Consider the following 13061-nt stretch of genomic DNA (forward strand, 5'->3'; position numbering starts at 1 on the left):
GTCGTCAGAAACTGGAGGTTCTCAGGTTGGCGTGCACGGCGCCGTCACCGACCTGGATACCCAAAATACCCGCGATACGCTTACTCACCAGCTCGATATCAAACGCCGCCGCCGAGGTGGCACTGAAATCCAGTATCGATTGCTGTGAGGCATTGGCCTCAGGCACGCTTTCATCCCGGTTGATCACACCCAGCAGGCGGTCACCGAGGCGTTGCTGTAAGAAGGCGGTGACATCACGGCTGATATGGCGCCGGTTGTCACTCTGGTTCACCAGGAAATAGTATCCGGCCTTGTTATCTGGCGGTGCGCCGCCGGTCAGCCGGTGATTTTCGATGTGGGGCAGCAGGGACAGGGAGGCGGTGTCGGCCAGCAGGGTCACCAGATGCAGATCGGCCAGCGGCGAGATCGCCTTCAGTGCCGGGTTCGGCCCTGGAGGGAAGTCGGCCAGGATAATCAGCCCCGGATAGTTCAGCAGAGAGCTTAAGCCTCGCGCCAGGAAATTGCTGTCGCTGGTGAGGTTATGCTCAAAGATCAGGCGCTGTTCTTCCGTCACTTCGCCATAGGGCAGGACGAACATATTGCTGCCCGCCGTTAGCACCGACTGGCTCCAGTCCGCCGACTCATTGGCACGCGCAACGTAGCCACGCCCGTCAGATAACGGCACGCCAAAATGCAGACGCAGCGCGTTCTGAACATCGAAGTCAATGGCCAGAACTTTATTGCCGGCACGTGCCAGAGCATAAGCGAGGTTGGCCGTGACCGTGGTTTTCCCTACTCCGCCTTTTGGCGAGCAAATACACACTAACGGCATGAAGCGATTGTCTCCAGGAGCGGTTGTAACGGAAGGTCCTTGACCGGATGGCTGGCAGTTGCGGAGGTTTTGGTCGCGAACAGCTGCTCAAAGCGCACCGGCTCCGCCGGTTTTGGCGGAGTCACTGTCTCAGCAGGCGCTTGTACAGGCGCGAGCACGGGTGCTGGATGGAATGCAGATGGCGCCGCCGCGACAGGTGTCTCTTTTACGGTCGCCTGGGGGGTTGCCTCAGGGCGCAGCTGATCGAACAGAGAAGGTACCGCCGGATTAAGCTGCGTCTGTGCGGTTTTATCTGCGCTTTCAACCTGTAAGCTCTGCATGATAGACGGGGCTGAACCGGCCGGCTCCGCCACGGGCGTCTTCGTCAGGCTGGCAAACGCCGCATCCAGTTCGCCGGGTTTAACAGCCTGCGGCACGGGTACCGTAACGCTGCCGGCCTTCGCCAGCGCTGCGTCACTGTCTACACCTGCCAGCTGGTTGATAATCGCCCAGCCGCTGTTCGACGCCTGTTTGTTTTGCGCCGACAGATCCTTGAAATGGATGTCACCGGTGCGCGTTTTATCCTTGAAACGCTGTAAATCATCATAATTTTTCATGGTATTACTCTTGATTCACAAGTCAGTATTTTTGTTTCCTGCATGACTTTGCCAGGGACAACAGTTTGTGGGGTTACGAGCATGTAAAGGGAGTGAAGGGTTAACAACCATCATCGCCCCCGCCATTGCTGGCGCTAATATTTGTTTACCGAATATTCTAATGCATATTACGTAGAGGTAATACTCTCTACAAGCTTATCGACAGATAACGCAATTTCTCCACTTTTCGCCATTAACAACCTACAACTTAAACATAAAATTTTGTTTTGTGTTACTTAAGTGAAACATTTGACCGAAAAAATGATGTAATTGCGGTTAAATACCGGAGGGTAACTATAAGCAGGGTTTATCAAAAAAGACTAAAAGTTGTAGTAGCAGAGACGGGCTTTTCATACTAATGCATGAGGTTAAGGAGATCTTTTATCAGATGGGCAGCATCGTGTTGATAACCTGCCTCCTGTGAAGATAAAGCCAGGGCGTTGTAAGTAAGAGAAACCTTCCGCATAACTCACGAAACGGGTAAAAAGCCACAAGGTTACTGAGGGGATGTGAAGCGTGTTCACGAGCAGTAGCGTTGTTGGGTGGGGTCATCTTTAACGGTTATCGGGATTATCGTTTTGTGGGTTAGCACCTGTAGGTTACGTATATTAGCACTCGGGTTAAGGACGTATTTTTATTGGAATCGGCTACGCAAAAACAAAACTCTGCCCTCTACTACCAATACCTTATGGGATATATTCAATCAAAGCCGTCAAATACATAACACAAACAATTAGTTATGATTTATATGCAGGTAATGATATGAATTTTGGTAAACGTCTCGCACGTATCCGTAAAGAGCAAAAAATGACACAAATTGTCCTGTCCGAAATATCGGGGTGTCATATCAACATGGTTCGACGCTATGAAGCGAATAAAGTACAGCCTTCGCTGGATGTTATTCGCAGACTCTCTGTTGCTCTGTCTACCAGCGCAGACAGTCTGGTTTTTAGTGAGGACGAACGATGTCAGAAAGATGAATTAAAGATGTTATTTGAAGCGGCAGGATCCCTTTCGCCAGAAGAAAAGGACGTGGCGAAAGCGCTACTTGAATCTTTGATAATGAGGCATAACGCTAACCGTTTCGCCTCTCAACAGAAGTAAAAGAACGCGGCAATTCGGTGTTAGAGCACCGAATTGCCGCTAACCACAACAACTAGTTAGGAGTAGTTATTATGGCTAAACACGATTCTACGTCAGAGCGAACCATTTCCAAAGCGCAGCGGCGGTTGAAGATCAGTTATGTCAGCATCCGGCATTTTGATCCCCGCACCTGCATGACAACCTACTATTCCCGCAGCCCCAGCCTGCGCCTGAACGGTAACTGGCTGGGAGAGGCGGGATTTAGCACCGATACGCCGGTCACGGTCAGCGTGGAACAGGGGAGACTGGTGATCGAGCCGGTTAAGGGCTGACGGGAAAAGAAGATCCCGGCGGAGTGGCCGGGATCCTATCAAGGACCTTGCCATTGTAGTTTACATTTTAAATTTTCCGGCACCATTTTAAACAGTAACTTAATATACTCGATGTGCTGATTATAATTAGGTGATATATCTTCGCTACTTTTTTCAAAATAGTATTTTGCTTGATTATTCAAAAACCATACATCATGCTCCATCATATCTTGCTCTAAAATACTGTTAGGTAAATTGTGTATAAGTTCAGTTTCTAAGTAGCAGGACATATCTCTTGCCTTTACCCAGGCATTTTTTAACTGAATGTTTCTTACATAAGGTAAGACAAGATTAAGCATCTGGATGTATATTTCTGATTTTGTCACTACTATCAACCTCATCAATGTTTAGGCATCGATACTGATTCGGCAGGAGCATTTTCACTTGAAGTCCAGGCACCATTCCTCGATACCTGATCAATATCTTTTGCATTACCCGTATCTGCACGGCCATTAATAATGGCGTTCGCGACAGCAGAACCTGTTAATCTGTCCGCATTTTCCCAAACCTAATTTTTCAGGGATTCAGCAGCCTGTTTCGCCGCTGCACGGGCCTGGTCACCACTCAGCGATTTATTCTTCACATCTATCTAACCAAAGAGCTTGCCTTTACCTTTATGTCTGGAATTACTCTAACCTCTAGAATATTCACTAACTCACTATTAGTAGATTCAACATAAAGATATTCTCCGATGTTGTCTTTTCTTATGGAAAAACTGCTAACAAGATCTAGTGAATAGTGAAAAAATTCTTTTCCATCTAAACTCAACCAGCACTGAATCCAACCTTCAATAATACTAAAAGAAAAATCGATGGATAGATTGTCATTGCTTTTATAAGAATATAAAAAACTCACATTCTCATTTTCAAAAGAGACGGGCTCACTTTCGAAAAAAGATAGCAATGCAATTTCATCAGGATGCTTTTCTATGAACATTATTTAGCCGCTCCATTTATTGGTTTTGTCGTGATAAATTTGTGAGAACCATCCCCCATTACCTGGAAAGTACTCTCAAACATGGTAGCCTTTCCTGACGGGCCGATAAAAAAAGACTCTTTGACTTCAAAGTTACCATACTGATCAGTGTATTTTTTTACAATGTTATCAGGGTTTTTAGCTGCTTGATCAAAATGTTCAGCCAAAGTTGCATGACCATTCAGGTCGTCAGTAACCCCCAATCTTTTCATCTCTAGTGCAAGCTGGTTGGAACGATCTAGATTATGTTTACTACCTGTTGCCCGACCAAACAAATAATTAAACTTGTTGGCATCAACTACAGAACTCGCAACAATTTTCACAGCCACCAGGTCTGGTAATTTCTTACCCGGAAGGATTATACCTGCCAACATTCCGCCTGTAGCTTCCAGCGCAGCCTGATTTCCGTCAGCAGCATGTTTAACCGTATCTGCCACTTCAGACCAGGTTTCACTCTGCATTAGAGCAGTGATCGTTTCCGCCACCGCCTAATTCTTCCCGGCCAGGTCACTCATTGCTTTGCTGCAATAGCTGTCACCCGCTGCACAGGAAGCCAGCGCCATGGCCGCATCAGCTGCGTAGTCCACAGAGCCTAACGCTGCATCACCGGTATCAGCAAGGCCATTGATAATGGCGTTCGCGATGGCAGACGTTGTACCTTCACCCAGCTTTTCCCGGACCTGATTTTTCAGGGATTCAGCAGCCTGTTTCGCCGCTGCACGGGCCTGGTCCCCCGCCAGCGAGTTACTTTCGGCTAGAAACCTTTTACTTTAAAAAGATAAAATAATGCCCAACCGAGTCCTAGAAAAGCTCCCCCTACTCCACCCAGCTTTGCTGCATAAATTACATCACTCCACATGAATTCAACAGCTCCGAACTTAAACCATGCTAGCATTATAAATGCTAGTTTAGTTATGATAGCTGCTAAAACCATGCCAATAAAACATAATAACAATATTGAACTACATATAATAAATTTACCCAAAATCACTCGAGATGAAGTTTTCATTTTTTAAGTTCCTCAGTTACTTTTTCTGTAGCTTTGCCACCAAGCTCAGATCCTATTGAACCACCTAATCACCTGCGGCCCCCGGAACGTTTTTTCTCTGCGGCACTGATCAGAATTTTGTTATCGATGATATCGTCAGGTCGCGCCCGATATCTGCCATCACGTTACCCCGTAGATACGCTACCGCCCTGCCGTGACGTCCCTGTCTGCACAGTGCATTTTAGCAACGCTTTCTCCACTGTCATTAGCGGTTCTCTTTACGATGCTGGCGAGGTAGGAATGGGTAATTCAGCCGGAACCGGACGTTAAGAAGAAGCTGAAAATCTCTTAAGATCTCCGCTCAAAATCAGAGTCAATGCAATGATTTTATTATAATTATCACAAAAAAAGCCACTTCTAGAAAAATGGATATGTCAAGTTATAGATAAAAAACCCAACCACAAAGGTTGGGTTTTTTATTCAGGCATCATATTAATTTTAATAACTTCATATCGTAAAGAAGATCTTTACGCTCTTCTTCACCCAACTCTTTCAACAGTTCCTCAAGAGGATGAGCTGATAAGATCTGATTAATTTCTTTTTGGTGATACGCTTCAACATGTTCAGGGCCACGCGCCGCCATTAGTATTAAATTAATAACAGCTAACATTAATTGTTCAATAGGGAGCTGATAGGCACCTTCATATTGATAAGATGCATAACCTCTTCCATCTGCACCCTCTGGCCACTGAGAGTTTCCGCTGGCAATATCATCCAATTTTACGCGACAACCTTCATAACAACACTCTAAAAAATCTCTTTTAATTTCATAATAATCAATACGTTCATCATTCATTATTTCTTCCTCGGGGTTAGTAGCACACCATTGTTACCGAGGACATTGACCCGAATGCCAGGATACTTTTGCTGGAACTGATCAACTACACCTAAGCAACTGCCACATGCCGGACGTTCCGTGAAAATTGTAACTGTGCCTCTTGCTGAGGTGTTATTGCCTAGCTGATCGGCCAAGTTATCAAGAATCTTATATTCAGAATCCGTATTTCTTGGAATCAAAGCGCCTTCTTTATTTGGCAACGTTTGGGATTGGAAATTCTGACTTCCTTTACCTACTAACCCTTTGCCTGCTTCATTAACACTATTATGCGCCGCCATCTGCACTGGCATACCTGGGATATCCACATCGGCAACAGCAACATTACCCGAACGCTTAGGCGATGACGGTAATCCAGCCCGTATATCCGTTACCTGCTGCTTCATTGCCGCACTTTGCTGAATAGCTTTTTCGCTTTCTACATAGCTGTTCCAATTTGCAGAACTTCCTGAAAGGCCAGATTCCTGAAAAATCACATCTTTGCCTAAAGAACTCAGCTTATTTGCAGCTGCAGTGCCAATTACCGGAGCCATTGAAGCAGCAATAACCTTCATTCCGTTATAGGTTCCGACATATGCCTCTGCGGTGGATTTATCTATGCCAAACTGCCCCATAGCATAGTTCACCATCGCATCCTTCACCTGCTGCTGATTCTGCGCATCAACGCTGGTGATATTCAGCAGATTTACTATCTGTCCGTAAGCATCCGAGTATTACTGGCTGGCTTTCGAGTTATAGTTGCCGGTATTTTCGTATTCCCCTTTTGCCGCGATAACCTCTAGCCTTGCTCCGGCACAGGCCGCACTTCCGGCATTACCGTTGCCACACGCATCAATAACTTTCTGGTCGCTGGCGATATCTTTTTCACGCAGAGCATCATACTTCTGCTGAGCTTTCTCGCGTTCAGTCGGGTCTTTGCTGTTTTGAAGTATCTGCTTAGCTATTTCAAGCTCAGTCTTCTCCGACAAGCTCAGATAGTTATTCTCAACCGCATTCTTCCCGGCCTGCCCTCCGGCAACCGCAGACCCCGTGCTGTCCCCCGCCAGTCCGCCTGCCATCCCCGCCGAAATCGTTGCCAGGGCGCTGACCGTCTGCTTCTGCTCTTCACTCAGTTTCGACAGGTCGGTCACGTCAGGATAGAGCATCCCCGCTATCGCCTTCGCCGCCAGCTCGCCCGTGGCCGCGCCTGCGGCACCTGCCGCCGCGCTGTTACCCTGGATGGCCGCCACCGCGCCGCCCAGAATGGCATGGGCAATGGCCCTGCCCGCGACATCATCCTCACCAAGACCAGAATGATGACCGATGTAGTAAGCCAGTTCCGATGCCGACGCCAGCGCACCGGCTATATCCATGGCTTGGATCGCTTCTGCTCCTTGTCGAATAATAAAGAAGAAGCAAGACAAATCCCGGCAAGCCTAGATTTTTTTATTTAGAAAGCCATTTTTTAAATTGTTTTAGAACAAAATCGTAAGCTTCCTCTTCCTGTAAAAATGAAGAAAGGAGTGATGGTCTATCTCTTTCAACATAATAAATATTCCATTGTGTATTTTCATGAACAACACACACACAGTCACTATTTTTCAATACTCCCAGCGAGTAACTGTTAGGATGAACACCGAGTATACCTAATTGGCGTTCAAGCTCTGATTTAGTCATTTATTCACTTCCTTTAAATAGTCTTTATCTAAATACCATTGAACTGGTTTTGGCAATTCATATTGAGTACCCTGCCCTTTCTGACCGAACCAAGGCAAGATTTTACCTTGGGATACATCATCAATGGGTTTCAATATTTCATATTGAAAATAAGGCTTCGTAGTTTCATAAGAGGATGGTAGTGCTCGTTGTTCAAAGGGCACACCTGCTGGTGATACGAAACTACCTCCAGGATAACCGTACCTATCAACTATCTTACCTGTTGGCAAAGTCACTTTTTCAACTGGCCCATAAGCTCCACGACTCGGCGGCCATAGGCCAAGATTTTCCTGAACGGCTCCTTCTGCTTTACTAAATTGCCCAAAGCTCGAAGAGGCTCTGGCTGCCTGGCTGGCTGCAATATTGTCCTTAATAGTACTAACTACTGTCTTCGCAGCCATAGCTTCAGCTGCAGTTTTACCAATTCCTACTGCACCACCAGCCCCCACACCACCAGGCACTATCGCTTCCGAGGCCATGATCCCTGCATTGTTCAAGCACAGTACCGCATTATTGGTACAAGCTGCGATTGCGGCTTTCGCTGCAGCGGCTATTTCCGGAGTTGCTGCAACCAGAACACCACCGCCAAGTCCTGCCGGAAGTGCAACCATCAGAGCGTCCTGCAATGCCAGTCCTTTCTGACAAGCCGCTCCGCCAGGGTCGGTATTGCAGGACATGACGTTTTTCGCATGTTCCTGCATGGCTTTTATCTGGCCTTCTTCAGTTCCGCCGCCAAGTAAATTATTCTCAGCCGCATTCTTCCCGGCCTGCCCCCCGGCAACCGCAGACCCCGTGCTGTTCCCCGCCAGCCCTCCGGCCATCCCCGCCGAAATCGTCGCCAGGGCGCTCACCGTCTGCTTCTGCTCTTCACTCAGCTTCGACAGGTCGGTCACGTCAGGATAGAGCATACCCGCTATCGCTTTCGCCGCAAGTTCGCCCGCTGCCGCGCCTGCGGCTCCTGCCGCCGCACTGTTCCCCTGCAGGGCTGCTACCGCGCCTCCCAGAATGGCGTGGGCAATGGCTTTGCCCGCGACATCATCCTCACCAAGACCAGAATGATGCCCGATGAAGTAAGCCAGCTCCGGTGCCGACGCCCCCGCCAGGGCACCGGCGATATCCCCGCCTGCCAGCCCCGACAGCGCCGCCGTCGCCGCCTGGATACCCCGCTGGATGGTGCTGCCCGTGCCGTACTTCTCCATCGCCGTCTTGTATTCGGACGTCTCGCGCAGCGCCTTCTGATACTCAGCTTTGGTATCTTTACTGGCATCCGGCCCCGGCTCATAAATTTCCTTTTCTGCCAGCCTGGCCCGCGCCGCATTCAGGCCTTCTATCTCGCCCTGGGTGCGGGCAATGTCTGCCGCCTGCGAGCCAATCTCACCAATCAGCTGCACTTCCTGGAGACGTTGCTGCTCCTTCTCCTTGTCGAATATCGGGCTGATGCTGCCGTTCGCATGTTCCGTATCCCGGCTCAGGTCCGCCACATGCTGCTGCTGGTTCGCCGTATCACGGACGGTCAGCGTCCCTTCGCTCACCGCCGCCCGGGTGGTGCCCTCTGCATCACCGCTGTTACCGCCCCCGGCCAGCAGGCCGTTCGCCATGTTTCCGGCAAACTGGCTGCCAATGCTGCCCCCGGAGCTGATCCCCGCCCCCTGATGTTCGGTTTTGAACTCTGCCCGGTTGTGGATATCGCTGAAGCCCAGCGTGCCGGTGTCGAGGCGGTTCCTGTTCGCCTCCGCCGTCGAGGCGATCACCCCGCCGTCGAGCTGAGTGTGGTTGCCCACGGTCACGTCAAAGCCGCCCTTCCCGGCAAAAATCCCGCTCTGCTCCTGGACCGAGTCGTAGTCGCTGGACATTTTGTCCCGGCTGGCGCTGATGCTGCCGGAGAAGCCGCCCGCCTCGAAGGTGTAACCCAGGCCGCCGCTGACGCTGTGCTGCCTGCTGTCGTAGTGGTCGCTGTCCTGCAGGCTGGTTATCGTCAGGTTGCGACCGATATCCGCCACCACGGTTTCGCCACTCACCTGGGCGCCGGCCAGCGTGGTATCACGCCCGCTGTTAATCGTGAGCTGATTACCCGCATCCACCGTGGTCTCGTTCTGCCAGACCCCGTTACCTTTCTCGTGTCCTTTGCTGCTGTTGGCGTTCGCGGAGATACTGAGCCCCGCCCCACCGGAACCCACCCCCAGCCCGACGCCGATGCTGCCCCCGCTGCTGCTGTTTTTACCCGACGTCTGCTGCGTGTCCTGCGAGGCCAGCAGGTTCACGTCCCGGGCTGCATCAAGCATCACGTCCTGCCCGGCCTTAATCTGGCTGCCCGCCACGGTGATGTCGCTCCCGGTGGCCCTGAGGGTGACGTTGCTGCCCGCGTTGAGGGTGCTGCCCGTGGTGGTCTCACTCTGCATATGCGAGGACGACCTGGACGACTGCGAACCCAGCGACGCGCTGATACCCACGGTATTGTTGTTACCGCGGTCAGAGGTCCCCCTCGCCTGGTCCAGCGCCACCGCCTGCCCGGCCTGCACGCCGGAGAGCGCCGCCTGTGTCCCCTTCAGGGCGGCCAGACGCGAATCGCTGCTCTGCTTCGCGCTTTGCGCCGTCGTGACCGCGCTATTCAGCGCGCTCCCCGCCGTGCCCGACAGCGCCACCGTCAGGCCGCTGCTCTTCTGCTCATACTTCTCATCGCGGGTGCGTTTATCGTGGCCCGGCTCGATCACCACGCTGTCACCGCGAACCGCAATATCCTTCTGCGCGATGATATCCGCCCCACCGATGTGGGCCTGCTTACCTGCCGTGATGCTGACGTCGCCGCCCGTCGACCCGACGGTGCTGAAGCTCCCGCTCTGGGTGGTGCCCTGCTCGCGCAGATCGTGGGTGGACTTGCTGCTGCCGATGGTGAAGCCAATCCCGCCGGTGCCCATCAGGCCGGACTTTTTGGTCTCCTTAAAGCGTCAGGAGGTGTCGGTGTTGGTGGCCGCCAAGATGTCGACGTTGTTGCCTGCCGACAGCGGTTTTGCTGCCTGTTTTCCATTTTCTCCAGAGCTGTTAAAGAGCCTGTACTTACACGACCGTCTGGTATTACGTCAGCCCAACCTGCGCCTGAACGGCAACTGGCTGGAAGAGGCGGCATTCAGCACCGACGCGCTGGTTACTCAGCATGGAACAGGGACCACTGGTGATCCAGCCGGTTAAGGACTAACGGGTAAAAAGAAGATGCCGGCGCTGAGGCCGGGATCTATTGCAGTTAATAAAAATCTGGCTCTACCAGACCCTCAGCTTTCACGATTTCAAGGAAGCGTTTATAGGCATCTTCATCTCGTTCTAATATATCATCCAGCAACTTCTCTTTAATCAGTGCCCAATGATGAATGCTCTTCGCATTATTTTCAAAATACATTGCCTTAAAATGTATTTCTGATTCAATTACAGTCACTTGACTCGCTCTATATGCAATCAAGCCTCCATAGTTTTTGGGAAGCCCATAAAAATATGTTTCTTCACCAAACCAATAAATTGAAAACACATTTATAACTGTTCCATCTTTCTCTCTGACTTTCATTTAACTAGCCCTTTAATATTTTCGATGACATCTGCCGGATTAGAGCTAACCCTTTGTGGAGTATCAATTTTAATATCGTAAGCTTTACCAGTAGTAGAGTTGTACTGATAATGAATAGTTATTGATTCTCCTTTGGCATTTTTCTGGACTACCTGCATTTTTTGGAAACCTGCACTTGTAGGGAAACGCGGATCATTATTCATGCCGAGCAGCTTCTCTCCTGCTGCCGGATTTTCCTGCACTTGTTTCCATACAATTTGTTCATTCAAATCCCTCGGTGCTGTAAATTGCTTACCCGGTTTCGCCGTCGATATTTTCTCTGCGGCACTGATCAGAATTTTGTTATCGATGATACCGACAGCTTTACCTGCCAGCGATAATGCTTTTTCTGCCGGGATTGACGTCAGCAGAGCCAGCGCGTAATCCTTGGCCTCTTCCGCTGTCAGGAACGCCATTACCGTATCAGAGCCTGGATTGTTACTCAGGATGGCTTTGATAATATCCGCACTTTCCGGCAAATCACCCCGCACAATATCCTGTAATCCGGCCTGCACCTGCTCCGGCGAGAGATTGTTGTCCTGCGCATACTTAACCCAGGAGGTTGCAGCCTTAGCCGAGTCAGCAAGACCTTTGCCGAAGCTTTCAGGACCCAGCGAGTTATTCTCCGCTGCATTCTTCCCGGCCCCCGCGCCCGCAACCGCAGACCCCGTGCTGTTCCCCGCCAGTCCTCCGGCCATCCCCGCCGAAATCGTCGCCAGGGCGCTGACCGTCTGCTTCTGCTCCTCGCTCAGCTTCGACAGGTCGGTCACGCCAGGATACAGCACGCCCGCTATCGCTTTCGCCGCCAGTTCGCCCGTGGCCGCGCCTGCGGCTCCTGCCGCCGCACTGTTCCCCTGCAGGGCTGCTACCGCGCCTCCCAGAATGGCGTGGGCAATGGCTTTGCCCGCGACGTCATCCTCACTGAGACCCGACTTATGACCGATGGCATACGCCAGCTCCGGAGCCGCGGCACCTGCCAGCGCCCCGGCCATATTCCCGCCTGCCAGCCCCGACAGCGCGGCCGTGGCCGCCTGGATACCCCGCTGGATCGGGCTGCCGGTGCCGTACTGCGCCATCGCGTTCCCGTAGGCCCGGTCTGCCACGGCTTTATCCGTCACCGGTTTACCTTCCCGGGCCAGCTGCTGGCGGGCTTCATCCAGCGCCTGCGGATCTTTAGCCGCTGCCCGGCCAGCCAGCTCTCCCTGCGTCCTGGCGATGTCCATGGCCTGGCTGCCAATCTCGCCGATCTGGCCCACCATCTGCAGCCGCTTCTGCTCTTTCTCCTTGTCGAAGATCGGGCTGATGCTGCCGTTCGCATGCTCCGTGTCCCGGCTCAGGTCCGCCACGTCCTGCTGCTGGTTTGCCTGGTCGCGGACGGTGATGGTCCCCTCGCTCACCGCCGCCCGGGTGGTGCCTTCCGCGTGGCCGCTGCTGCCGCCCGCGACTATCATCCCGCCCGGCATATTGCCCTTGAACTGGTCGCCGCCGAAGTCACCGCCGCCGCTCATGCTGATGCCGCTGTGGCTGACCTTATAGTCGGCTTCGTTATGGATATCGCTGAAGCCCAGGCTGCCCGTATCCAGGCGGTTTTTACCCGCGTCAGCGGTGGAGGCTATCGCGGCCCCGTCCAGCTGTGTGTGGCGGCCGACCGTGATGTCGAAACCACCGTCACCGGCATACAGCCCGGTCTGCTCCTGCACCGAATCAAAGGTGCTGTTCATTTTGTCCTGGCTGGCGCTGACATAGCCCGAGCCGGTCATGCTGCCGAAGGTGACCCCACGCCCGATACGCGGTTTTATGCCCCGCGTTCCATTTTTCCCAAAGCTGTTAAAGAGCCTGTATCTGCATGACCATCTGGTATTCATTCAGCCCCTGCCTGCGACTGAACGGTAACTGGCTGGCAGAAGCGGGATTCAGCACCGACACACCGGTCATGGTCAGCGTTGAGCAGAGAAGACCGGTGATCGAGCCGGTTAAGGGCTGACGGGTAAAAAGATCCCGGCGCAGAGGCCGGGA

The 13061-nt window shown here is 51.8% G+C and carries 15 protein-coding genes and 3 pseudogenes; 4 read left to right on the forward strand and 14 right to left on the reverse strand.

Annotated elements, in window-relative coordinates:
- Positions 1 to 4: 4 nt before the first annotated feature.
- On the reverse strand, positions 5 to 811 hold the full coding sequence (bcsQ, locus tag G7090_RS20145; RefSeq protein WP_106995877.1) for a cellulose biosynthesis protein BcsQ: 807 nt from the start codon (positions 809 to 811) through the stop codon (positions 5 to 7).
- A complete protein-coding gene (gene bcsO / locus G7090_RS20150) occupies positions 802 to 1407 on the reverse strand; it encodes a cellulose biosynthesis protein BcsO (RefSeq protein WP_166184097.1) in 606 nt (201 codons plus the stop codon). Before bcsO ends, bcsQ begins: the two co-directional genes overlap by 10 nt.
- Before the next feature lie 801 nt (positions 1408 to 2208).
- On the opposite strand from bcsO, the gene G7090_RS20155 reads away from it, so the two are divergent.
- Complete coding sequence (locus tag G7090_RS20155; protein ID WP_106995879.1) at positions 2209 to 2550, forward strand: helix-turn-helix domain-containing protein; 342 nt, start codon at positions 2209 to 2211, stop codon at positions 2548 to 2550.
- A gap of 71 nt (positions 2551 to 2621) precedes the next feature.
- Positions 2622 to 2861, forward strand: a complete 240-nt coding sequence (locus tag G7090_RS20160) for a SymE family type I addiction module toxin (RefSeq protein WP_106995880.1) — start codon at positions 2622 to 2624, stop codon at positions 2859 to 2861.
- Positions 2862 to 2899: 38 nt separating this feature from the next.
- On the opposite strand, the gene G7090_RS20165 is transcribed toward G7090_RS20160, so the two are convergent.
- The 10 genes and pseudogenes from G7090_RS20165 to G7090_RS20215 form a co-directional block, all read right to left on the reverse strand.
- Entirely contained in the window at positions 2900 to 3241 is a 342-nt protein-coding gene (locus tag G7090_RS20165; protein ID WP_166184099.1) for a zinc ABC transporter substrate-binding protein, read from the reverse strand.
- A gap of 244 nt (positions 3242 to 3485) precedes the next feature.
- Positions 3486 to 3836 (reverse strand): hypothetical protein, encoded by a 351-nt coding sequence (locus tag G7090_RS20170; RefSeq protein ID WP_166184101.1) that lies wholly within the window; start codon positions 3834 to 3836, stop codon positions 3486 to 3488.
- Complete coding sequence (locus G7090_RS23685) at positions 3836 to 4360, reverse strand: hypothetical protein (RefSeq protein ID WP_242685342.1); 525 nt, start codon at positions 4358 to 4360, stop codon at positions 3836 to 3838. Before G7090_RS23685 ends, G7090_RS20170 begins: the two co-directional genes overlap by 1 nt.
- Before the next feature lie 269 nt (positions 4361 to 4629).
- A complete protein-coding gene (locus G7090_RS20185) occupies positions 4630 to 4884 on the reverse strand; it encodes a hypothetical protein (protein ID WP_166184104.1) in 255 nt (84 codons plus the stop codon).
- Positions 4885 to 5350: 466 nt separating this feature from the next.
- On the reverse strand, positions 5351 to 5719 hold the full coding sequence (locus G7090_RS20190; RefSeq protein ID WP_166184107.1) for a hypothetical protein: 369 nt from the start codon (positions 5717 to 5719) through the stop codon (positions 5351 to 5353).
- Entirely contained in the window at positions 5719 to 6144 is a 426-nt protein-coding gene (locus G7090_RS23975) for a deaminase domain-containing protein (protein WP_166185475.1), read from the reverse strand. Before G7090_RS23975 ends, G7090_RS20190 begins: the two co-directional genes overlap by 1 nt.
- 96 nt (positions 6145 to 6240) lie before the next feature.
- Positions 6241 to 7104: pseudogene (locus G7090_RS20200) on the reverse strand (VENN motif pre-toxin domain-containing protein); the annotation flags it as partial.
- 79 nt (positions 7105 to 7183) lie between these two features.
- Positions 7184 to 7414: a hypothetical protein gene (locus G7090_RS20205; RefSeq protein WP_166184110.1), complete on the reverse strand. Its 231-nt coding sequence runs from the start codon at positions 7412 to 7414 to the stop codon at positions 7184 to 7186.
- Complete coding sequence (locus tag G7090_RS23980; protein WP_371811845.1) at positions 7411 to 8154, reverse strand: TNT domain-containing protein; 744 nt, start codon at positions 8152 to 8154, stop codon at positions 7411 to 7413. Before G7090_RS23980 ends, G7090_RS20205 begins: the two co-directional genes overlap by 4 nt.
- Before the next feature lie 33 nt (positions 8155 to 8187).
- Positions 8188 to 10455, reverse strand: a pseudogene (locus tag G7090_RS20215) (hemagglutinin repeat-containing protein); the annotation flags it as partial.
- Here G7090_RS20215 and G7090_RS20220 point away from each other — a divergent pair.
- Positions 10382 to 10639 carry a type I toxin-antitoxin system SymE family toxin gene (locus G7090_RS20220; RefSeq protein ID WP_166180990.1) on the forward strand — a complete coding sequence of 86 codons (258 nt, stop codon included), beginning with the start codon at positions 10382 to 10384 and terminating at the stop codon, positions 10637 to 10639. The pseudogene G7090_RS20215 and the gene G7090_RS20220 overlap by 74 nt on opposite strands.
- A 52-nt stretch (positions 10640 to 10691) precedes the next feature.
- On the opposite strand, the gene G7090_RS20225 is transcribed toward G7090_RS20220, so the two are convergent.
- Together G7090_RS20225 and G7090_RS23860 are read right to left on the reverse strand one after the other, a co-directional pair.
- Positions 10692 to 11006, reverse strand: a complete 315-nt coding sequence (locus G7090_RS20225) for a hypothetical protein (RefSeq protein WP_166184112.1) — start codon at positions 11004 to 11006, stop codon at positions 10692 to 10694.
- A 655-nt stretch (positions 11007 to 11661) separates the two neighbouring features.
- A pseudogene (locus G7090_RS23860) lies at positions 11662 to 12829 on the reverse strand (VENN motif pre-toxin domain-containing protein); the annotation flags it as partial.
- Positions 12830 to 12891: 62 nt separating this feature from the next.
- Here G7090_RS23860 and G7090_RS20235 point away from each other — a divergent pair.
- Positions 12892 to 13029, forward strand: coding sequence for a SymE family type I addiction module toxin (locus G7090_RS20235; RefSeq protein ID WP_166184116.1), 138 nt, complete (start codon positions 12892 to 12894; stop codon positions 13027 to 13029).
- The last annotated feature ends 32 nt before the right edge of the window (positions 13030 to 13061 follow it).

Origin of the sequence: Leclercia sp. 29361 (genome assembly GCF_011290365.1) — a bacterium.
Classification (GTDB): domain Bacteria; phylum Pseudomonadota; class Gammaproteobacteria; order Enterobacterales; family Enterobacteriaceae; genus Enterobacter; species Enterobacter tamurae.

Coding starts and splice junctions, on each gene's coding strand:
- bcsQ (WP_106995877.1), bottom strand. CDS start 811: ATGCCGTTAGTGTGTATTTGCTCGCCAAAAGGCGGAGTAGGGAAAACC.
- G7090_RS20205 (WP_166184110.1), bottom strand. CDS start 7,414: ATGACTAAATCAGAGCTTGAACGCCAATTAGGTATACTCGGTGTTCAT.
- G7090_RS20155 (WP_106995879.1), top strand. CDS start 2,209: ATGAATTTTGGTAAACGTCTCGCACGTATCCGTAAAGAGCAAAAAATG.
- G7090_RS20185 (WP_166184104.1), bottom strand. CDS start 4,884: ATGAAAACTTCATCTCGAGTGATTTTGGGTAAATTTATTATATGTAGT.
- G7090_RS20165 (WP_166184099.1), bottom strand. CDS start 3,241: ATGAGGTTGATAGTAGTGACAAAATCAGAAATATACATCCAGATGCTT.
- G7090_RS20190 (WP_166184107.1), bottom strand. CDS start 5,719: ATGAATGATGAACGTATTGATTATTATGAAATTAAAAGAGATTTTTTA.
- bcsO (WP_166184097.1), bottom strand. CDS start 1,407: ATGAAAAATTATGATGATTTACAGCGTTTCAAGGATAAAACGCGCACC.
- G7090_RS20235 (WP_166184116.1), top strand. CDS start 12,892: ATGACCATCTGGTATTCATTCAGCCCCTGCCTGCGACTGAACGGTAAC.
- G7090_RS23980 (WP_371811845.1), bottom strand. CDS start 8,154: ATGCAGGAACATGCGAAAAACGTCATGTCCTGCAATACCGACCCTGGC.
- G7090_RS20160 (WP_106995880.1), top strand. CDS start 2,622: ATGGCTAAACACGATTCTACGTCAGAGCGAACCATTTCCAAAGCGCAG.
- G7090_RS20170 (WP_166184101.1), bottom strand. CDS start 3,836: ATGTTCATAGAAAAGCATCCTGATGAAATTGCATTGCTATCTTTTTTC.
- G7090_RS20225 (WP_166184112.1), bottom strand. CDS start 11,006: ATGAAAGTCAGAGAGAAAGATGGAACAGTTATAAATGTGTTTTCAATT.
- G7090_RS23975 (WP_166185475.1), bottom strand. CDS start 6,144: ATGAAGCAGCAGGTAACGGATATACGGGCTGGATTACCGTCATCGCCT.